This is a genomic window from Pseudomonas sp. P179, assembly GCF_000478485.2.
Classification (GTDB): Bacteria; Pseudomonadota; Gammaproteobacteria; order Pseudomonadales; family Pseudomonadaceae; genus Pseudomonas; species Pseudomonas aeruginosa.
Map to the genome: position 1 here is coordinate 2,619,882 of NZ_KI517354.1, position 18,177 is coordinate 2,638,058.

Below are 18,177 nucleotides of genomic sequence, written 5' to 3' on the forward strand. Positions count from 1 at the left end.
ATGACAGATCGGCAGGGGGACAGTATGTCGCTGCCGACCGGTTTTGCCAGAAGCCTGGCGCAGCCGGATTGCAATTGCGCGACGGCCACCCGTCATCAATATCAAAAATTTTTGATACAGGCATTGCCGGGGTTCGGACCCGGTACTAGACTGCGCCTCCATGAGCCTTCGCGTGCCTTCGATACGACCAGACGACTACGACCCGCTCGCCGCGCTGTGCAAGGCGGCTGGCGACTCGCTGCGACTGAATGTGTTGCGCGCCCTGGCCAACGATTCGTTCGGCGTGCTGGAGCTGGCGCAGATCTTCGCCATCGGCCAGTCGGGCATGAGCCACCACCTCAAGGTGCTGGCCCAGGCCGGGCTGGTGGCGACGCGCCGCGAGGGCAACGCGATCTTCTACCGACGTTCGCTGCCCCTGGCCGAACGCACCGGCGGCGCGCTGCACGCGGCGCTGCTGGAGGAAGTGGACGAACGGGCGCTACCCGACGACGTGCGGGCGCGGATCGATGCCGTGCACGCCCAGCGCGCGGCGGTCAGCCAGGACTTCTTCGCCCGCGCGGCGGACAAATTCCAGGCCCAGCAGGACCTGATCGCAGGACTGCCGCAATACCGTGAGAGCGTGTTGGCCTTGCTCGACGCACTGGCCTTCGCCCCCGGCGCCACGGCGCTGGAGGTCGGCCCGGGGGACGGCGGATTCCTGCCGGAACTCGCCAGGCGTTTCCGCCAGGTCACGGCGCTGGACAACAGCGCGGCGATGCTGGAACTGGCGCGCCAGCGCTGCAAGGAAGAAGGATTGGGCAACGTCCGCCTGGAATTGGCCGATGCCCTGCAGGACGCCGCCGAACCGGCCGATTGCGTGGTGCTGAACATGGTCCTGCACCACTTCGCCGCGCCGGCGGAGGCGCTGAAACAGTTGGCCCGCCTGGTCCATCCGGGCGGCAGCCTGCTGGTGACGGACTTGTGCCGGCACAACCAGGGCTGGGCCAGGGAGGCCTGCGGCGACCTCTGGTTGGGTTTCGAACAGGAGGACCTGGCCCAGTGGGCCGACGCCGCAGGGCTCACGCCCGGCGAGAGTCTTTACATTGGTTTACGCAATGGCTTCCAGATCCAGGTCCGGCACTTCGCCAGGGATGCATCCGAAAGCCGCCTCACCCACCGGTAATGTAGGAACCGATTGATGAGCGAATATTCCGTTTTCACCTCCGAGTCCGTGTCCGAAGGCCATCCGGACAAGATCGCGGACCAGATCTCCGACGCGGTGCTGGACGCCATCATCGCCAAGGACAAGTACGCTCGCGTGGCATGCGAAACCCTGGTCAAGACCGGCGTGGCGATCATCGCCGGTGAAGTCACCACCTCCGCCTGGGTCGACCTGGAAGAGCTGGTGCGCAAGGTCATCATCGACATCGGCTACGACAGCTCCGACGTCGGCTTCGATGGTGCCACCTGCGGCGTGCTGAACATCATCGGCAAGCAGTCGGTGGACATCAACCAGGGCGTCGACCGGGCCAAGCCGGAAGACCAGGGCGCCGGCGACCAGGGCCTGATGTTCGGCTACGCCAGCAACGAGACCGACGTGCTGATGCCGGCGCCGATCTGCTTCTCCCACCGCCTGGTCGAGCGCCAGGCCGAGGCGCGCAAGTCCGGCCTGCTGCCATGGCTGCGCCCGGACGCCAAGTCCCAGGTGACCTGCCGCTACGAAGGCGGCAAGGTGGTCGGCATCGATGCGGTGGTGCTGTCCACCCAGCACAACCCGGAAGTCTCCTATAACGACCTGCGCGACGGCGTGATGGAGCTGATCATCAAGCAGGTGCTGCCGGCCGAGCTGCTGCACAAGGACACCCAGTTCCACATCAACCCGACCGGCAACTTCGTGATCGGCGGCCCGGTCGGCGACTGCGGCCTGACCGGACGCAAGATCATCGTCGACTCCTACGGCGGCATGGCCCGCCACGGCGGCGGCGCGTTCTCCGGCAAGGACCCGTCCAAGGTCGACCGCTCCGCCGCCTACGCCGGCCGCTACGTGGCGAAGAACATCGTCGCCGCCGGCCTCGCCGAGCGTTGCGAGATCCAGGTTTCCTACGCCATCGGCGTGGCCCAGCCGACCTCGATCTCGATCAACACCTTCGGCACCGGCAAGGTCAGCGACGAGAAGATCGTGCAACTGGTCCGCGAGCACTTCGACCTGCGCCCGTACGCGATCACCAAGATGCTCGACCTGCTCCACCCGATGTACCAGCCGACCGCGGCCTACGGCCACTTCGGTCGTCATCCGTTCGAGCTGACCGTGGACGGCGATACCTTCACCGCGTTCACCTGGGAGAAGACCGACAAGGCCGCTCTCCTGCGCGACGCCGCCGGCCTCTGAGCGACCGCGCGATAAAAAGCCCCGCTTCGGCGGGGCTTTTTCGTTTCCGGCAGGCTCAGCGCATGCGGAAGGCTTCCTGGTGGAACAGCCGCAGCGGCATGCCCTGCCGGCGCAGATCGCGGCGCAGGCTGTCGGCCAGCCCCTGCGGACCGCAGAACCAGACGCTCGGCCAGCGTCCTTCGGCGCTCTTCAGCACGCCCAGTTGCGCCGCCTGCGGCTTGCCCTGCTCGTCGCTATAGCGGATGTGCAGGGTCACGCTGGGCAGGTGTTCGCAAAGCTCGCGCAAGCGCCCGGCGAACAGCGCTTCCTGGGAATTGCGCACGCAATAGTGCAGCTCCACCGATGGCGCGCTTTCCGGCGCGGCCTGCAGCGACTCCAGCCAGGCGATGAACGGCGTCACGCCGATCCCGGCGGCGACCCAGACCTGCCGCCCGGCCAGGCCACGGCGGAAGTCGAAGCAGCCGTATGGCCCCTCCACCTCGACCCTGGCGCCGACCTCCAGGTTGTCCTGCAGGCGCCGGGTGTAGTCGCCCAACGCCTTGATGCTGAAGCGCACCTCGCCGCAGCCGCGGTCGGCGCTGGCGATGGTGAACGGATGGGCACCCTCCAGGCGGTCGCAGGTGAGAAAGGCGAACTGCCCGGCCCTGTGCGACCAGTCGCCCTGCAGCCGGCAGGTCACCTCGAGCAGGCTTTCGCCGTGCCGCTCGACGGCGGTGACCACGCCCGCATGGCGACGCGTGCGACCGATCCGCCCGCTCAGAGACAACAGTGCGCAGGCCGAACCGAGCAGTGCGCAGGCCGCCACCAGCCAACCGGCCGGCTGGCTCCAGTAGCTGGCCGGGGCGAGCACCACGGAATGGAAGGCCAGTACCAGGTAGACCAGGGCCAACGCCTTGTGCACATAACGCCAGAGGTGATACGGGAAGCGCTGCCAGAGAGTGACCAGCAGCATCCCGCCGAGAATCCACGCCGACCATTCACCCAACTCCTTGGCCGAGCCACGGAAGACATCGAGGAAGGTTTCCACCCGCGGGCCTTTCACCGGTTTGCCGACGATACCCGCCAGCCAGGGGCCGGCCAACTCCAGCAGGTAGTGCAACAGGCCGAGGACGATGGCCAGGATGCCCGCCCACTTGTGCAGGCGGTACATGCGGTCGAGCCCGTCCAGCGGCTTCTCCAGCCAGGCCGGACGCACCGCCAGCAGCATGATCAACGACATCAGGGCGAAAGACGCTACCCCGGTAAGCAGGATCGCCTGCTTGCGCACCACCCAGATATCCAGGCTCGCCGGCGGATCGACGGCCAGCGTCAGGCCCCAGGCCGCCAGCGCGGCGGCGAGAACTCCCCATAACAGTTTCATTGGCACCACTCCCCGACAGAACGCGCGAATCGCTGGAATGAACCCTGCGCGTCCAGTCTTAATTGTCCCTTAACTTCATGGGGGAATTAGCGAGGCCAGCGAGGTTTTCCCGCACAGCCATGACCTGCGTCAATCGTTGTCGGCCTTCAACCCCGGGGTGGGCGGAGCTATGCTGGTCCGCCGCGCCTACCGCCGAGCCGTGCCATGAAGATCCGCCTGCTGTCCGACCTCCACCACGAACATTTCGACGGGCGACGCCAACTGCCAGAGCTCGAGGCCGACGTGGTGGTGCTGGCCGGCGATATCCACAGCCACCTGGAAGGCCTGCACTGGGCCCGCGAGACCTTCGCCGACAGCGAGATCGTCTACGTCGCCGGCAACCATGAGTTCTACTCCTCGGAAATGACCGACCTGACCCAGGCGATGCGCAATATCGCCCGGGCGCTGGAGATCCACTTCCTGGAAAACGACGAAGCGCGGATCGGCCCGGCGCGCTTCCTCGGCGCCACCCTGTGGACCGACTTCCAGCTCTATGGCGCGGACGGCTATGCGCCCGCCCATGAGCTGGCCCTGCAATCGATGCCGGACTTCAGCTGCATCGACTGGTTCGGCGGCGACTTCACCCCCGAGCAGAGCATCGCCCTGCACCGGGCCTCGCGCGACTGGCTCGCCGAACAGCTGGCGCGGCCCCACGACGGCCCGACGCTGGTGGTCAGCCACCACGCGCCCAGTGCGCTGTCGATCCCGCCGCAGTTCGTCGGCAACCCGCTGTCGCCAGCCTTCGCTTCCAACCTCGACGAACTGGTGGCGCAGGCCGACTACTGGCTGCACGGTCACGTCCACGATGCCCTCGACTACCGCATCGGCCGGGCACGGGTGCTGGCCAATCCGGGCGGCTATCCCCACGAGAGAGGCGGGTTCCGTCCGGAATTCGTCTTCGAGGTCTGAGCCTCAGCGCGGCAACTGGCTGAAGAAGCGCCAGATTTCCGCTGGCGCGTCCAGTTCCGGGTCGCTCTTGCCGAGAATCCGCGGGAAGCGATAGTCCGGCTGCGCCAGCACGTGGCCGCCGCCATGCACGCTGAGCAGCTCCACCGGCGGATGGCCGTCTTCCTGCCAGCGCTGGCGCTCGGTCCAGACCGGGCCGGGACGGGTCAGCGGCGCCACGTCCGGCGGCGCGGCGATGCCGTTCAGGCCGGCCCACCAGCGTGCCGAGTCCAGGGTCGAGCGTACCGCGCCCCGGTCGCCGAAGCCGAACAGGCTGACCTTGCCGCCGAGATAGGGATTGATCGGATCGCGCGTGCCATTGATCAGCAACGCAGCGGTCGGCCGCTCGACCGGCCGACAGGCATCGTTCTCCGTGGTCGGCAGGCTCGCCGCCACCGTTGCGATCGCCGCCGGCAACCCCGGTGCTTCGGCGGCCAGGCGGAAAGCCATCTGGCCGCCATTGGAGTAGCCGGCGACATATATCCGCTGCGGATCGACGCGGTATTCCTGGGCCAGCCGCGCCACCAGCGCGCGGAGGAAAGCCACGTCATCGACGTCACGCAGCCGCGCCGAATAGCTGGCGGCCTTGCGGCAATCGTTCCAGTGGCCCTCGAAGCCGTCCGGGTAGGCCACCAGGAAACCTTCTTGCGCCGCCAGCCGGTCGAAGCCGTAGCCGCTGATGCGGCGCATCTGCGCGCCGTCGCCCCGTGAGCCGTGCAGCACCACCAGCAACGGCGCTCCCTCGGTCACGCCCGGCGGCACGTAGAGCAGGTAATGCCGGCGCAGGCCCGCGACCTTCAGGCTCGAGTCCTCGCTGTGGCCGGCCAGCGCGGGGGGGCGCAGGGCCTCGTCCTGCAGCCACCACCAGGCGCCGGCGAGCAGCGCCAGGACCAGCAGCAGGATAAGCGTGCGAACCAGGCGGATCAGCGTACGCATCGCGGTTCTCCCGTTCTCGGCGTCTTCGGACAACGTTAGGCCGGGTTGCGCCGGAATGCCCGAACCATGGCCCTTCTCCAGAGACCCCGGGGCGGCGTACTTTGCTCCCGGACAACCACAACCGTGCCGTTTGCTGGCACACTTGCGCCTTTGTCACGCCGGCTGCCGCCTGCCTCATCCGCCTGCCAGGACGCTCGGCCGAGCCGTCGTCCGGCAACCGCACCGGCCGTTCGATCAAGGAGCCAACCGATGTCCATTCGTCCTTCACTGCCGCTGGCCGGGCTGCTGCTCGCCGTCGCCCTGCCGCTCTCTGCCGCCCAGCCGGGCGCCGCCAAAGGCGCCCCACTCAGCGGTTGCGCCGCCAAGCAGGCCGCCATCGAGGCGAAGCTGGAAACGGCCCGCTCGTTCGCCAACGAAGGCCAGGTGGCCGGCTTGGAAAAGGCCCTCTCCGAGGTCAAGGAACACTGCACCGAAGCCGGCCTGCTGAGGGAAAACAAGCAGAAGGTGATCGACAGCGAGCGCGAGGTCAGCGAACGCGAGAAGGATTTGCGCAAGGCCATGGGCAAGGGCGATCCGGAGAAGATCGAGAAACGCAAGGCCAAGCTGGCCGAGGCCCGCGCCGAACTGGAAGAGGCCAAGAAAGGCCTGGAACAGGCCCAGGCACAGTAGGACACCAGGTACCGCCCTACGCCTCGCGCCTCCCACGTAAGGCGTATGACGCCCACGGCGTTACCCGCCATCCGCGCCGCAGCGGGACACCAGGTGCCGCCCAGCGCTGCCGCAACGGCGAATGAGCGCCAGCGCTCATTCGCCCTACCCCTCGCGCCTTCCAGGCACGGCGTATGACGCCCGGTCCGGCCTCAGAGCGCGCGGAATTTCTTGTGGCAGGCTTCGCAGGCGTCTTCCACCGCGGCGAAGTCCTTGCGCACGCCATCCGGGGTCGGCGTGGCCTGGCGGGTGTTGTCCTGGAGACGGTTCATCGCGTCGATGAAGACCTGGGTGGCGGCCTTGAACTCCTGCTGGCGCTGCCAGACCTCGTCCTTGGCGCGGGTGTCCTCGCCCTCCTCGCCGGCCTTGGGACTGGGGAAGTACTGCCAGGGCTGGTCGGCCAGTTGGTGCAACTTCGCCGATCCGGCGCGGAACTTCTCCGCGTCGAAGGGCAGGCGTCCGCGGAGCATCCCGCCCATGTCCTCGCTGGTCCGTAGCATTTCCTTGAAGATCGCCTGGCGCTTGGCCTCGGGCGAATTGGGATCCATACGGTGACAGCCGCTCAGGGCGACGCCGGCCAGCAGCACGACGAGCAGGGACTTCAGCTTCATGGCAAGGCTCTTTTTTCAGGGTCGATCACGGAAGCGGCGGATTATCCGCCGCCACCGCCGATTGATCCAGAGCCGCGCGCCCGCACTGCGGCCATAGGCCGCAGCGGGCTGCTCAGGCGGAAACCACGAAGAACGCGGCGATGAGCAGCATGCCGACGAACCAGACCAGCGAGCGCAACGGCCCCCAGTCGGCGAGGTAGCAGATGACGTAGAGCAGGCGACTGGTGATCCAGGCAATGGCCAGGCTATCCAGGGTCGCCTGCGAAGCGTTGCCGACCAGATGGGCGATGATCACCGCCGCGGCGAACGCCGGGGTCACTTCGAAAGCGTTCAACTGGGCGTTGTTGGCACGCCGGCGAAAGCCTTCGAGCGAACCGAGGAACGCCCGCGGGTCGGCGTTGGCCCGACCGCCGTAGCCCTCCCCGCCGAACTTGGCGATGGAGGTACAGACGTAAGGCAGGAAGATCGCGATCAGCACGCACCAGAAAGCGATGGTCATGGCAGTTCCTTGTAGTTGTGGAACTGCAACTCAAGCTGGCGCCGCTCGTTCTGTAAAGGCACAGCCCCTTCAGAGCTTCATCAGCAGCATTCCGGCCAGCACCAGGCCGCACGCCAGCAGGCGTGGCAGTCCGAACGGCTCGTTGAGGAAGCGCATGCCGAACAGCACCGCCAGCAGCACGCTGGTCTCGCGCAACGCTGCCGCTTCGGCGATCGACCCCAGCTGCATGGCCCACAGCACCAGGCCGTAGCTGGCCAGCACGCAGACCCCGACCGCCAGGCCGAGCTTCCACTCCAGCGCCCAGAAGCGGGCGAAGGCGCGGGTTCGCGCGCCGACGGCGATCAGCGGGAACGGCAGGCCGGAAAGCAGCGTCAGCCAGACCAGGTAGTCAAGCGCCAACGGCCAGCGCTTCAAGGCGTTGCCGTCGCTCCAGGTGTAGCCGCCGATGCACAGGCCGATCAGCAGCACCACCGGCAGGGTCCGCCAGGGCAGCCGCGAACCGCCGCCGCCCCAGAGCAGGCAAAGCATGCCGAAGGGGATCAACAGGATGCCGAGGATCTGCCGGCCGCTGAGCTGCTCGCCGCCGAACGCCAGGGTCAGGCCCAGCACCACCAGCGGCGACAGCCCGCGCATCAGCGGATAGACCAGGCCCAGGTCGCCGACCTTGTAGGCCTCGATCAACAGTACCCGGTAGAGCAGTTGCAGGACGGTGGCGCCGAGCAGCCAGGGCCAGACTTCGGCCGGCGGCAGGCTGACGAAGGGCAACAGCAGGATGGCGCAGAGCACGCCGACCACGTCCATGCAGGCGACCACCAGCAAGCGGTCGCTGCTGAACTTGACCAGGGTGTTCCAGGTGGCGTGGAGAACGGCGGCGCATAGCACCAGGCTGGTGGCTAGCATGACGGGCCTTATTGGTATAGACCAGGATAGTCTATCCCGGCGGAGGCTCCAAATGCTCGCCTCGTTGCGGCGTTTTTCCCTGAAAGCTCCTACGAAAGCGGAGAAACATGCAGCAGACATCGTTACGTCAAACGGCTTAATCTTCGGACAATCCTGATGGACTACCATCGGCCAGCGCCGCACAGTGCCGGCCCGGCCTCCCTTATCAACGACACAGGAATCCCTGCCTTGAGCGCTCTCCTCAAGCCCCTCGACAATCGCTTGTTCTGGCCCGCGGTCGCCATCGGCGGCCTGCTGATCCTCGCTTTCGTCCTCTACCTCCAGCACGTGCGCGGCTTCGCGCCCTGCTCGCTGTGCATCTTCATTCGCCTGGACGTGCTCGGCCTGGTGCTCGCCGGGATCGTCGGCAGCCTCGCCCCGCGTTCGCGGATCGCCGGCGGCATCGCCGCGCTGGGCATGCTCGCCGCCAGCCTGGGCGGGATCTACCACGCCTGGTCGCTGGTCGCGGAAGAGAAACTGGCTGCCCAGGGCATGGGCAGTTGCAAGATGTTCATGGGCTTCCCCGAATGGATACCGCTGGATAGCTGGCTGCCGCAGGTCTTCCAGCCCGAGGGGCTGTGCGGCGAAGTGGTCTGGACCCTGCTCGGCCAGTCCATGGCGGTCTGGTCGCTGGCGCTGTTCGTGTTCTGCCTGCTGGTCCTGGCGGCCAAGCTGGCGTTCGGCCGCCGCACCGCCTGACAGAGCCGATATCCGTGCCGGCACAAGGAACGTGCTGGCCATTGGCTGGTCTACAATCGAGCTTTCTCAACCCGGATGAGTACCACCATGCCTCGATTCCTCAGAAATGCCCTCCTTCCCGTCCTCGCCCTGCTGCTCAGCGGCTGCGGCTACAACGCCATGCAGGCCGGCGACGAACAGGTGAAAGCCGCCTGGTCGGAAGTGCTCAACCAGTACCAGCGGCGCGCCGACCTGGTACCCAACCTGGTCAGCACGGTGAAGGGCTATGCCTCCCATGAGGCGTCGGTCCTGACCCAGGTCACCGAGGCCCGGGCCAAGGTCGGCAGCGTGCAACTGAACGCCGACCAACTGGACGACGAGCAGGCCGTGCAGCGCTTCCAGAAGGCCCAGGGCGAACTGAGCTCGGCGCTTTCGCGCCTGCTGGTAGTCACCGAGAACTACCCGCAACTGAAGGCCGATGGCCTGTTCAAGGACCTGCTGACCCAACTGGAAGGCACCGAGAACCGCATCGCCGTCGCTCGCGGCCGCTACGTCAAGTCGGTACAGGAATACAACGTGCTGCTGCGCCAGTTCCCCGGCGTGATCACCGCCAAGCTGTTCGGCTACAAGCCCAAGGCGAACTTCAGCGTGGAAAACGAAGCGGCCATCTCCACCGCGCCGAAAGTCGATTTCGGCAACCCGCAACCGGCGCAGTAAGCCATGCGCCGGCTGCTACTGGGCGCCGGGCTGCTGCTCGCCAGCCTGGTCGCCTGGGCCGATGTGCCACCGATACCCGCGCTGACGGCGCGGGTCACCGACCTCACCGCGACCCTTTCCGGCGACCAGCGCCAGCACCTGGAGCAACAGCTCGCCGCCCTGGAAGCCAAGAGCGGCGCGCAGCTCGCTGTGCTGCTGGTCCCGACCACCGGCGACGATTCCATCGAGGAGTACGCGGTGCGTACCTTCGAGAAATGGAAGCTGGGCCAGAAGAAGGTCGACGACGGCGTCCTGCTGCTGGTGGCGAAGAACGACCGCACCCTGCGCATCGAGGTCGGCTACGGCCTGGAAGGGGCCATCACCGACGTCCAGGCCGGGCGGATCATCAGCGAGCAGATCACGCCGCAGTTCCGCCAGGGCAACTTCTATGGCGGCATCCAGGCCGGCGTGGACAGCCTGGTGCAACTGATCGATGCCGAGAAGAACCCGGACAGCGCTACCGCCAGCGCTCCCGTCGACGCCTTGCCGGCGGTTCCCGAGGCCACGCCGCCGCGGGCCCTGCCGGCACCGGTCGACGAGGGTGAGGTGTATGACAGCGCCCCGCCGGAGCCGAAGAAGAAGAGCGGCCTGAGCGGACAGCTCTGGGGCAATCCGGTCTACCTCGGTGTCTATGTGGCGGTCCTGCTCGCCGTGGCCCTGCTCGGACGCCTGCTGCCGTTGCAGTGGATGCGGCGGCGCAGCATCGGCCGCTTCCTGCTTTGCAGCGCGGCGGTCGCCGGCCTGGCCTGGCTGTTGAGCATGGGCCTGTGGCAGAACGTCGACCGCGCGGCGGACGACAGTCTCGGCGTACTGGCCCCGACCCTGTTCATCTACGCCCTGTTCCTGCTTCCCGGCGAAGTGCTGATGGCCATTCTCAGCGCCATCCTCAATAGTCGCGGCGGCGGTGGGGGAGGCGGCAGCGGCGGTGGCGGCATCTTCCGCGGTGGCGGCGGCTCCAGCGGCGGCGGCGGCGCCTCCGGACGCTGGTGACGAAAAGCCCGAGGCCTGTGCCTCGGGCTTTTTTCATCGGTCGGCGACGGTTCTCGCCGATGCCGGAAGTCTTCGCCGCTATCCGGCAAACGACAGGGTAACGCGCCTCGTCAGGCGTATACCCAGAGCACCCTGACCGGCGCCTGGCTGCGGTTGGCATAGCGGCTGCGCATATGGCTGGGAATCTGGAAACCGTCGCCGGCCTGCAGGCGCAGCTCCTCGTCCTCCAGCCACAGGGTCAGCTCGCCTTCGAGCACGTAGCCGCCCTGCTCCGAGCTGTCCAGCAGGTCGCGCTCGCCGCTGTCGGCACCCGCTTCAAGGCAGGTTTCGAGCATGAAGAAGGCGCCGCCGAGACGCGGCGATACCAGGTTGTCGCTGGCGCCACGAGCGTAGGCCAGGGTCCGACGCTCGCCCGGGCGGGTCACCCAGGGCGAGGCCTGGATCTTCGGCGAGCAGAAGAAGTAGGTCGCCGGCACCCCGAGCACCTGGCTGATGGCGACCAGGTCGTCCACCGCCGGCCGCGAAAGGCCGCGCTCGACCTGGGAGACGAAGCCCACCGAACGGCGAATGCCGTCGGCCAGTGCCTGCAGGGTGATGCCCTTGCGCTTGCGCAATTCGCGCACCAGGCTGGCGATCTCCGCCAGGTCGTCGGCTACTTCGCTCATCTCGGCTCCGGGCCCTCTCAGAACAGGTCGCGCAAACGGTAATACGCTTTGCCCAGGGCTTCCAGCGGCGCGGCGAAGCGCTGGCCGCCGGGAAACTTCGGATTGCGCAGGCGCTGGTAGAGCGCCAGGGTCTCGTCGTCGCCGAGCAGCGCGTCGCTGACCGCCCTGGCCGCCGCCAGACTCGGCAGCACGCCGTGGCCGGAGTAGCCTTGCAGCCAGTAGCGGTTGCCCTGCCGGCCGATGTCCGGGGTACGCCGCATGCTGCAGTCGATATGCCCGCCCCAGGCGTACTCCAGCGCCACCCCGCGCAACTGCGGGAACACCCTTTCGAGATAGGGCCGGGTGGCGGCGCGGATGTCGCTGGGCATACCGCCCAGGTAGGTGCAGCCGCCGCCGAACAGCAGGCGGTGGTCCGGGGTCAGGCGGAAGTAGTCGAGGACGAACTGGTTGTCGGTCACGCAGCAGTTGCGCGGCAGCAACGACTTCGCCCGTTCCTCGCCGAGCGGCTCAGTGGCGACCTGATAGGTGCCCACCGGCAGCATCCGTTGCGACAGCTCGCTGTCCAGCCCGTCGATGTAGGCGTTGCAGGCCAGCACCAGCGCCGCGCAGCGGATCTCGCCGTGCTCGGTACGGACCCGGTAGCCGTCGCCCTCCTCGCGATAGTTCAGGGCCCGGGTCCGCTCGTGGATACGCCCGCCGGCGCGCTCGATGGCGGCGGCCAGGCCGAACGCCAGCTTGAGCGGATTCAGGTGTGCGGCGTGGGGATCGTAGAGACCGGCAAGGTAGCGCTCGCTGGCGATCCATTCGGGCAACTCGTCCTTCGCCACGAAGCGTAGCCCCTCGTAGCCCCAGCGACGGTTGGCCTCGGCCTGCCAGTCGTAGAGCAGGCCGACCCGGCGCGGCAGGATCGCCGTCCATAGGTGGCCGACCCGGTAGTCGCAGTCGAAGCCATGTCGCTGCGGCAACTCGCGCATCTCGCCGGCCGCCCAGAGCATGCCGTCCCAGAGACGGCGTGCGCCTTCGTAGCCGAGGTCGGCCTCCAGCGGCGGCAGGTCGCTGGACCAGCCGGGCAGCGCCTGCCCACCGTTGCGCCCGGAGGCCGCCCAGGCGATCCGGCTGGCTTCGATGACGCATACCTGGCGTCCGCCTTCGACCAGCCGCAGCGCCGTGTGCAAGCCGCTGAAACCGGCGCCGACCACCAGCACCTCGCAGTCGAGGTCACCCTCCAGGGCCTGGCGCGGCTGGATCAGTTCGGGATTGACGGCGGCGTAGTAAGTGCCGACATGCTCGTTGGATTGCAGGAACATCGCGACCTCCGTGAAATTATATTGGTTATTTTTCATGAAAAATAACACTTAAAATTTCACGACACCAGTCCCGAGCATTCGCAAACGGCCGGCAGGATGCCGTCGCGCACCAGCAGAGGCAGAGGGGCAAATATTCGAAAGGAGGCGGGAAGCCCCCCGCCAGAGCGAAACTGGCGAGGGGAACAGACGTGCGGACGGCGCGGCTCGCGCCGCGGAGAAAAGGTGCACGACCACGGGCGAGGGCATGCCGGGCGTGCTGCGCCAGTGTCGGCGCCGACGGGAGCGGGCGACAGGTACGAATGCACCAGCCGCCCTGGTGCATTCGTACCCTCTTCGTTTATTTGCGCCCGTTGCCGTTGCGCGGCTCCGGCGCGAATCCGCGTTCGCGTGCCCAGACGATGGCCTCGCCACGGCTGTGGACATCGAGCTTGGCGTAGATGGTCGCCACGTGGTTGCGCACGGTGTTCGGCGCCAGGCCCAGTTCCTTGGCGATCTCCTTGTCCGCCAGGCCCTGGCAGATGAGGTCGAACACCTCGCGCTCGCGCGCGGTCAGGTCGGCCAGTTCGGCGCCGGTGCCCGGCGCGTTGGCGCGGCGCACGTTGGCGAGCTTTTCGATCAGGGTGCGGCTGAACCAGGAAGCGTCCTGCATCACCGTCTCGATGGCGTGCACCAGCTCCATTTCGGTGCGCCGCCGGTCGCTGATGTCCAGCAAGGCCACCAGCACGCAGTCCTGCTCGTTGAGGCTCACCGCCTCGGCCGAGACCAGGCAGTCCAGGCCGTTGCGATCCTTGTGCTGCAGGCGCAGCTGGACGTTGCGCACGCTGCCGCTCTGCGCCAGCAGCTCGCCCAGGCGCTCGGCGCCGCCGTCCTGCCACAGCCCGCAGGCGACGGTGGACTCGCCGAGCAGTTCCTCGGCCTGGTAGCCGAAGGTTTCGCTGAAGGCCTGGTTGATGTCCAGCGCCTGCAGGTCGTCGCCGTACAGCACCAGGCTCGGCACCGGTGCCATGCGGAAGGCCTTGGCGAAGCGCTCCTCGCTCTTGCGCAGGGCCTCCTCGGCCTTCTTCCGCGGTTCGAGATCGGTGAAAGTGAAGAGCATGCAGGCCTCCTCGCCGACCTCTATCGGCTGCCCGGCGACCACCACGCACTTGCGTCCGCCCTCCGCCACCCGCAGGCTCGCCTCCATCTGCGGGATGGTCTCGCCGGCGCCCAGACGCTCCACCGCCAGTTCGCGGCGCTCGGCCTGGTCGAGTACGTCCAGCTCGTACACCGAACGGCCGATCACCTGGTCGCGGGCATAGCCGGTCATTTCCAGGAAACCGACATTGACCTTCACGTAGCGGTAGTCGCTGAGCCGGCAGATCACCGCCGGCGCCGGGTTGGCATTGAAGGTCTTCTCGAAGCGCTGCTCGGCGCTGGCCCACTCGGTGGCGTCGTGGAGGATCAGCACCAGGCAGTCGGGCTTGTCCTCGGGGGTGGTCAGCACCAGCCCGCGCACGCGGTGCACCCAGCGGGTGTCCTCGTCGGCGGCGGGAAACACTTCCACCACCACGTCGCTGAAGCACTCGCCAGCCACCAGGCGCTCGGCCGGGTACTGCCCCTCCTGCAGTGGATGATTGTTGCGGTAGCGCAGGCGAAAGCGCTCGCGATACTCGCCGGTATCGGCGCCCAGGCCTTCCAGCGAATCGACGCCGTGCATCGCCAGGGCCGCCTCGTTGGCCCAGAGGATGCGCTGGTCCGGCTCGATCAGGATCACCCCTTCGGTAAGACCGGCGATGATCTGCTGCAACTGGCGGCGGTCGGTCTGGGTACGCAGTACCTGGTCGTTCATGCTGTTCCTCTTGGATGGAGCGATTTTCCGGGGGCAGCAAGGATGCCCGCCCGCCCTGACCGCGCACGCGTGACGATTGCACTAGCGGTGCTAGTGCATTTGCATCGCGAAACGATAGCGGAGGCACCCCTACCCTGGCGATACAGGAAGCAATGTCCGGGCGGGAAGCCCAGACGCCGCGCCGGCCGGGAGGCTACGCCGCCCCTCGGTCCCGAGGTCGTCGACGCATCCACCCGACTCGCCCTGCACGAGAAGAAAGCCCCATCCCCTTGCATGAGCGACGCGATGAGCAAGAACAAGCACCCCGATCTCGGCGAGATCCAGCGCAGCCTGAACCAGGCGCTGGAAGGCTACGACTGCCAGTGCCGGATGCACTACGACGGCACCGTCAGTATCAATGTCGCCGCCCGAGAGCACGACGAAACCTTCACCTTCGTCGGCATCCAGCCCGGCGAGCTGGACAACCCCACCCGCCTGCACCTGTTCGCCGAAAGCCTGCGTCGCGACCTGGCACTACTGGAGCCCTGGTTGGGAAAGCACGCAGCCTAGAATAAAAAAAGCGCCCCACAGGACCAAAACGACGTCCGGAGGCGCATGCGAGGACAGAGGAATCTTTCTGGCGATCAGGCCCGGCGTGCGATCTCCGCCGGCCGATGCGCCAGGTAATCGAGCAACAGGAACAGCACCGGCGCCACCTCGCGGCAATGCGCGACACCCTGGCGGATCCTCCCGGCGCTCTGCACCGCCCCTTCCCGTTGCAGGTCCTGCGGGCAGGCATCGAGCAGCGCCTCGATGCTCTCCGCGGTGCTTTCCAGGTGACATTGCAGGCCGATAGCCTGCTCGTTCCAGATGAAGCCCTGGTTGGCGCAGGCAGCCGAACCATAGAGCGGCACGCTGCCGGCTGGCAGGTCGAAGGTCTCGCCGTGCCAGTGGAACGCCATCAGCCGTTCCGGCAGGCGCTCGCCCAGCGGCGAGCCCAGCGCCTGGCTGTACCTGTGCAGCGGCCACCAGCCGATCTCCGCCTGGCGTCCCGGGCGTACCGCAGCCCCCAGCGCCTGGGCCAGCAGCTGCGCGCCGAGGCAGATGCCGAGGACCTTCTTGCCGGCATCCAGCGCCGCGCGGATCAAACGCTTCTCCGCCACCAGCCAGGGATATTGCGCTTCGTCGTGGACGCTCATCGGCCCGCCCATCACCACCAGCAGGTCGAAGCTGTCCAGCGCAGGCAGGTGGGCGTCGGCGTAGAGGTAGCAGACGTGCTCGTGCTCGCAGTGGCGGCCGATCCAGTCGCCGATCCGCGCGCTGCCTTCGAAGGGAACGTGTTGCAATACCAGGGCGCGCATCAGGCCACCTCCTCGTGTCGGTTGGCGACCCGGGCCAGGGCCCGCTCCAGTCGCCGCAGCATTTCGTCGACGTTGGCCCGGCTCACCGTCAGCGCCGGGGAAAAACGCAGGCAGTGCGGCTGCGGCGCGTTGATCAGCAGGCCTTCGCCGAACGCCGCGCGAACCACCGCCGGCGCGCGCTGGCCGATCAGCGGCAGCCCCCAGAACAGTCCCTGGCCGCGCAGCGGACCATGCCCATAGCGACGCGCGACACGGGCCAGGCCATCGCGCAGGTGGGTGCCCTGCTCGCGCACCTGCTCCAGGAAACCCGGCTCCAGCACGGTATTCAGTACCGCCAGCCCGGCAGCGGTCATCAACGCGTTGCCGTGGTGGGTGCCAAGCTGGTCGCCCGGTTCGAAGCAGCAGGCGTTGCCACGCGCCAGCAGCGCCGACAGCGGCACCCCGGCGCCGAGGCCCTTGCCGAGGGTAACGATGTCGGCGCGTACCCCGTACAGTTCCTCCGCCAGCAGCGCGCCGCAGCGGCCGATGCCGGTCTGCACCTCGTCGAGTATCAACAGGACGCCACGCTGTCGGCACAGCCGCTCGATGCCACGCAGGTAGTCGAGGGTCGCCGGGATCACCCCGGCATCGCCCTGCACCGGCTCCAGCATCACCGCCACCGTCTCTTCGTCGATGGCCGCAGCCATCGCGTCGAGGTCGTTGAACGGCACCCTGGCGAATCCCTCCAGGCCATGCTGCGCCGGCTTGCCACAAGCCGTCAGGGTGCCCGGGGTGCGTCCATGGATGCTGTTGACAGTGCTGACGATCCGTTGCGCGCCGCCGCGATGCAGGCGGCCCCACTTGCGCGCCAGGGCGATGGCCGCTTCGTTGGCCTCGGCGCCGCTGGTGAGGAAGTAGGCCTGGTCGCTGCCGGTCGCCAGGCACAGGCGCTGCGCCAATGCCAGCACCGGCCGGTTGAGCAGGCCGGGGCCTGCGCTGACCAGCTCCCGCGCCTGCCGGGCCAGGGCCTGGACCAGCACGCTGGGACTGTGGCCAAGGCAGTTCACCGCCAGGCCCTGGGTAAAGTCGAGGAAGGCGCGTCCGTCGCTGTCCCACAGCCACGAGCCCTGGCCACGGACGAACACCTGCGCGGGCCGTTCCTGGGTGCGCATCAGGCGCAGGCTATCCAGCGCATCAGCCATCTTTCAGTTCCTCGGTCATGTACTCCACCGCCAGCAGGCGCACGCCCTGTGGCCCCTGCTCCAGCAGCCGACGCTTTTCCCGGCGCGTTTCGAAGCGCAGTTCGAAGCCGTCGCCGGCGGGGAAGCGCTGGCGCATCAGCTCGCGCACCTCGGCAAAGCGCGCGGCGCTCACCGTCATGCTGGCCAACAGCCGGCCGGACTGGCTCAGGGTGATCAGGTAGTCGCTCAAGAGGCATGCTCCCGGTAATCCGACGGTCCGCGCAGGCGCGGCCCCCAGTCTTCCACCACGCCGCTGGACAGGCGTTTCGCCGCTGTCTTGCGCCAACGCTGGGATAGCGCGTCGCAGGCCATCATCTGGCGCAACCCGAGAGGCTCCAGGGGATCGCCGAAATACCACTGCAACAGGCGGGCGACGGTCAGTTCAGGGTAATGCCGCTGGACCAGCTTCAGCTCGTCCCCGGGAGTCACCATGCCGCTGCGCAGGACCCGATAGAACCAGCCGCAGCGGCCGCCGCTCTGCAATTCGTCGGGCAGCTCGGGAAGATTCCAGCGCTGGCCCTGGCGATAGCAGGGCGAACGCGGCTGGCTGACTTCCAGCAGGGCATCGCCCCAATGGAACTGGTCGCCGATGCAGACCTCGGCTTCGGTGATGCCGTAGGTCGAGATGTTCTCGCCGAACGCCGGCAGTTGCCAGCGGTTCAGCGGGTGGCGCTTGCGCCAGTAGCGGTAGTGCTCGGCGGGATAGTGATGAAGAGCGCGCTCGAGGCCGCCGTGGTGGCGGATGTCGGCCTGTTCGTCGCCGGGCAGGCCATCGTGGCCCAGCCAGAACTCCTGCTCGACCGGCAGCCTGTCGATCGCGCTGACCAATCCGCCCCAGGTTTCTTCGACTTTACCTATGAAAACACCGTTTACGACTATCTGCTCCATTGCTCCGCGACCACCCGATGTACCGCCAATGCAGCTAGACTAGTGCCTCACGCGGGACCCACTCCATTTCGATTTTCCAGTTTCATCGATAAGAACAGCT

The 18,177-nt window shown here is 67.5% G+C and carries 20 protein-coding genes; 8 read left to right on the plus strand and 12 right to left on the minus strand.

From position 1 onward, the window contains the following. Window positions 1-160: 160 nt before the first annotated feature. Window positions 161-1,162 (plus strand): ArsR/SmtB family transcription factor, encoded by a 1,002-nt coding sequence (locus tag HMPREF1224_RS24700; protein WP_003113231.1) that lies wholly within the window; start codon window positions 161-163, stop codon window positions 1,160-1,162. A gap of 15 nt (window positions 1,163-1,177) precedes the next feature. Continuing rightward, window positions 1,178-2,368, plus strand: coding sequence for a methionine adenosyltransferase (metK, locus tag HMPREF1224_RS24705; RefSeq protein ID WP_003084948.1), 1,191 nt, complete (start codon window positions 1,178-1,180; stop codon window positions 2,366-2,368). Window positions 2,369-2,423: 55 nt separating this feature from the next. Here the strand turns inward: metK and HMPREF1224_RS24710 are convergent, their stop codons facing one another. Next, complete coding sequence (locus HMPREF1224_RS24710; protein ID WP_010793506.1) at window positions 2,424-3,728, minus strand: ferredoxin reductase family protein; 1,305 nt, start codon at window positions 3,726-3,728, stop codon at window positions 2,424-2,426. 204 nt (window positions 3,729-3,932) lie between these two features. Between HMPREF1224_RS24710 and HMPREF1224_RS24715 the strand changes: the two genes are divergently transcribed. Next, window positions 3,933-4,676 (plus strand): metallophosphoesterase, encoded by a 744-nt coding sequence (locus HMPREF1224_RS24715; RefSeq protein WP_010793507.1) that lies wholly within the window; start codon window positions 3,933-3,935, stop codon window positions 4,674-4,676. A 3-nt stretch (window positions 4,677-4,679) separates the two neighbouring features. Here the strand turns inward: HMPREF1224_RS24715 and HMPREF1224_RS24720 are convergent, their stop codons facing one another. Then, window positions 4,680-5,648 (minus strand): CE1 family esterase, encoded by a 969-nt coding sequence (locus HMPREF1224_RS24720; protein WP_010793508.1) that lies wholly within the window; start codon window positions 5,646-5,648, stop codon window positions 4,680-4,682. A gap of 249 nt (window positions 5,649-5,897) precedes the next feature. Between HMPREF1224_RS24720 and HMPREF1224_RS24725 the strand changes: the two genes are divergently transcribed. Next, on the plus strand, window positions 5,898-6,317 hold the full coding sequence (locus HMPREF1224_RS24725) for a DUF1090 domain-containing protein (protein ID WP_003101589.1): 420 nt from the start codon (window positions 5,898-5,900) through the stop codon (window positions 6,315-6,317). A 191-nt stretch (window positions 6,318-6,508) separates the two neighbouring features. On the opposite strand, the gene HMPREF1224_RS24730 is transcribed toward HMPREF1224_RS24725, so the two are convergent. The 3 genes from HMPREF1224_RS24730 to HMPREF1224_RS24740 form a co-directional block, all read right to left on the minus strand. After that, window positions 6,509-6,967: a c-type cytochrome gene (locus HMPREF1224_RS24730; protein ID WP_003110213.1), complete on the minus strand. Its 459-nt coding sequence runs from the start codon at window positions 6,965-6,967 to the stop codon at window positions 6,509-6,511. A 112-nt stretch (window positions 6,968-7,079) separates the two neighbouring features. Then, window positions 7,080-7,466 (minus strand): MAPEG family protein, encoded by a 387-nt coding sequence (locus HMPREF1224_RS24735; RefSeq protein ID WP_003101585.1) that lies wholly within the window; start codon window positions 7,464-7,466, stop codon window positions 7,080-7,082. Window positions 7,467-7,535: 69 nt separating this feature from the next. Further along, on the minus strand, window positions 7,536-8,366 hold the full coding sequence (locus tag HMPREF1224_RS24740; protein ID WP_003101583.1) for a DMT family transporter: 831 nt from the start codon (window positions 8,364-8,366) through the stop codon (window positions 7,536-7,538). Window positions 8,367-8,594: 228 nt separating this feature from the next. Here HMPREF1224_RS24740 and HMPREF1224_RS24745 point away from each other — a divergent pair, with 228 nt between their 5' ends. The 3 genes from HMPREF1224_RS24745 to HMPREF1224_RS24755 all read left to right on the plus strand — a co-directional run bounded on the left by HMPREF1224_RS24745 (window position 8,595) and on the right by HMPREF1224_RS24755 (window position 10,829). Then, a complete protein-coding gene (locus HMPREF1224_RS24745; RefSeq protein ID WP_003121803.1) occupies window positions 8,595-9,104 on the plus strand; it encodes a disulfide bond formation protein B in 510 nt (169 codons plus the stop codon). 87 nt (window positions 9,105-9,191) lie between these two features. Continuing rightward, entirely contained in the window at window positions 9,192-9,800 is a 609-nt protein-coding gene (locus HMPREF1224_RS24750; RefSeq protein ID WP_003084923.1) for a LemA family protein, read from the plus strand. Window positions 9,801-9,803: 3 nt separating this feature from the next. Next, window positions 9,804-10,829, plus strand: a complete 1,026-nt coding sequence (locus HMPREF1224_RS24755) for a TPM domain-containing protein (protein ID WP_003084914.1) — start codon at window positions 9,804-9,806, stop codon at window positions 10,827-10,829. A 110-nt stretch (window positions 10,830-10,939) separates the two neighbouring features. Here HMPREF1224_RS24755 and HMPREF1224_RS24760 read toward each other — a convergent pair whose 3' ends face one another. The 3 genes from HMPREF1224_RS24760 to HMPREF1224_RS24770 all read right to left on the minus strand — a co-directional run bounded on the left by HMPREF1224_RS24760 (window position 10,940) and on the right by HMPREF1224_RS24770 (window position 14,629). Next, window positions 10,940-11,494, minus strand: a complete 555-nt coding sequence (locus HMPREF1224_RS24760; RefSeq protein ID WP_003101576.1) for a helix-turn-helix domain-containing protein — start codon at window positions 11,492-11,494, stop codon at window positions 10,940-10,942. Between the two features lie 17 nt (window positions 11,495-11,511). Further along, window positions 11,512-12,801, minus strand: coding sequence for an NAD(P)/FAD-dependent oxidoreductase (locus HMPREF1224_RS24765; protein ID WP_003101571.1), 1,290 nt, complete (start codon window positions 12,799-12,801; stop codon window positions 11,512-11,514). A gap of 337 nt (window positions 12,802-13,138) precedes the next feature. Continuing rightward, a complete protein-coding gene (locus tag HMPREF1224_RS24770) occupies window positions 13,139-14,629 on the minus strand; it encodes a helix-turn-helix transcriptional regulator (RefSeq protein ID WP_003084906.1) in 1,491 nt (496 codons plus the stop codon). A 285-nt stretch (window positions 14,630-14,914) separates the two neighbouring features. Here HMPREF1224_RS24770 and HMPREF1224_RS45640 point away from each other — a divergent pair, with 285 nt between their 5' ends. Continuing rightward, window positions 14,915-15,178: a hypothetical protein gene (locus tag HMPREF1224_RS45640; protein ID WP_003084903.1), complete on the plus strand. Its 264-nt coding sequence runs from the start codon at window positions 14,915-14,917 to the stop codon at window positions 15,176-15,178. Between the two features lie 74 nt (window positions 15,179-15,252). Here the strand turns inward: HMPREF1224_RS45640 and HMPREF1224_RS24780 are convergent, their stop codons facing one another. Genes HMPREF1224_RS24780 through HMPREF1224_RS24795 form a run of 4 tightly spaced genes read right to left on the minus strand, consistent with a single transcriptional unit; the run spans window position 15,253 to window position 18,077 of the window. Continuing rightward, window positions 15,253-15,969 carry a type 1 glutamine amidotransferase gene (locus tag HMPREF1224_RS24780; RefSeq protein WP_003084901.1) on the minus strand — a complete coding sequence of 239 codons (717 nt, stop codon included), beginning with the start codon at window positions 15,967-15,969 and terminating at the stop codon, window positions 15,253-15,255. Then, the gene (locus HMPREF1224_RS24785; RefSeq protein WP_003084899.1) at window positions 15,969-17,150 is read right to left on the minus strand and encodes an aspartate aminotransferase family protein; all 1,182 of its coding nucleotides are present in this window, start codon (window positions 17,148-17,150) and stop codon (window positions 15,969-15,971) included. Before HMPREF1224_RS24785 ends, HMPREF1224_RS24780 begins: the two co-directional genes overlap by 1 nt. Continuing rightward, on the minus strand, window positions 17,143-17,379 hold the full coding sequence (locus HMPREF1224_RS24790) for a hypothetical protein (RefSeq protein ID WP_003113233.1): 237 nt from the start codon (window positions 17,377-17,379) through the stop codon (window positions 17,143-17,145). Before HMPREF1224_RS24790 ends, HMPREF1224_RS24785 begins: the two co-directional genes overlap by 8 nt. Next, complete coding sequence (locus tag HMPREF1224_RS24795; RefSeq protein ID WP_003121800.1) at window positions 17,376-18,077, minus strand: MOSC domain-containing protein; 702 nt, start codon at window positions 18,075-18,077, stop codon at window positions 17,376-17,378. The genes HMPREF1224_RS24790 and HMPREF1224_RS24795 overlap by 4 nt, the downstream gene beginning before the upstream one ends. Window positions 18,078-18,177: the final 100 nt, after the last annotated feature.

Excerpts from the sequence above, each read along its gene's own strand:
- HMPREF1224_RS24700 (WP_003113231.1), top strand. The coding sequence starts at position 161 with ATGAGCCTTCGCGTGCCTTCGATACGACCAGACGACTACGACCCGCTC.
- metK (WP_003084948.1), top strand. The coding sequence starts at position 1,178 with ATGAGCGAATATTCCGTTTTCACCTCCGAGTCCGTGTCCGAAGGCCAT.
- HMPREF1224_RS24710 (WP_010793506.1), bottom strand. The coding sequence starts at position 3,728 with ATGAAACTGTTATGGGGAGTTCTCGCCGCCGCGCTGGCGGCCTGGGGC.
- HMPREF1224_RS24715 (WP_010793507.1), top strand. The coding sequence starts at position 3,933 with ATGAAGATCCGCCTGCTGTCCGACCTCCACCACGAACATTTCGACGGG.
- HMPREF1224_RS24720 (WP_010793508.1), bottom strand. The coding sequence starts at position 5,648 with ATGCGTACGCTGATCCGCCTGGTTCGCACGCTTATCCTGCTGCTGGTC.
- HMPREF1224_RS24725 (WP_003101589.1), top strand. The coding sequence starts at position 5,898 with ATGTCCATTCGTCCTTCACTGCCGCTGGCCGGGCTGCTGCTCGCCGTC.
- HMPREF1224_RS24730 (WP_003110213.1), bottom strand. The coding sequence starts at position 6,967 with ATGAAGCTGAAGTCCCTGCTCGTCGTGCTGCTGGCCGGCGTCGCCCTG.
- HMPREF1224_RS24735 (WP_003101585.1), bottom strand. The coding sequence starts at position 7,466 with ATGACCATCGCTTTCTGGTGCGTGCTGATCGCGATCTTCCTGCCTTAC.
- HMPREF1224_RS24740 (WP_003101583.1), bottom strand. The coding sequence starts at position 8,366 with ATGCTAGCCACCAGCCTGGTGCTATGCGCCGCCGTTCTCCACGCCACC.
- HMPREF1224_RS24750 (WP_003084923.1), top strand. The coding sequence starts at position 9,192 with ATGCCTCGATTCCTCAGAAATGCCCTCCTTCCCGTCCTCGCCCTGCTG.
- HMPREF1224_RS24755 (WP_003084914.1), top strand. The coding sequence starts at position 9,804 with ATGCGCCGGCTGCTACTGGGCGCCGGGCTGCTGCTCGCCAGCCTGGTC.
- HMPREF1224_RS24760 (WP_003101576.1), bottom strand. The coding sequence starts at position 11,494 with ATGAGCGAAGTAGCCGACGACCTGGCGGAGATCGCCAGCCTGGTGCGC.
- HMPREF1224_RS24765 (WP_003101571.1), bottom strand. The coding sequence starts at position 12,801 with ATGTTCCTGCAATCCAACGAGCATGTCGGCACTTACTACGCCGCCGTC.
- HMPREF1224_RS24770 (WP_003084906.1), bottom strand. The coding sequence starts at position 14,629 with ATGAACGACCAGGTACTGCGTACCCAGACCGACCGCCGCCAGTTGCAG.
- HMPREF1224_RS45640 (WP_003084903.1), top strand. The coding sequence starts at position 14,915 with ATGAGCAAGAACAAGCACCCCGATCTCGGCGAGATCCAGCGCAGCCTG.
- HMPREF1224_RS24780 (WP_003084901.1), bottom strand. The coding sequence starts at position 15,969 with ATGCGCGCCCTGGTATTGCAACACGTTCCCTTCGAAGGCAGCGCGCGG.
- HMPREF1224_RS24785 (WP_003084899.1), bottom strand. The coding sequence starts at position 17,150 with ATGGCTGATGCGCTGGATAGCCTGCGCCTGATGCGCACCCAGGAACGG.
- HMPREF1224_RS24795 (WP_003121800.1), bottom strand. The coding sequence starts at position 18,077 with ATGGAGCAGATAGTCGTAAACGGTGTTTTCATAGGTAAAGTCGAAGAA.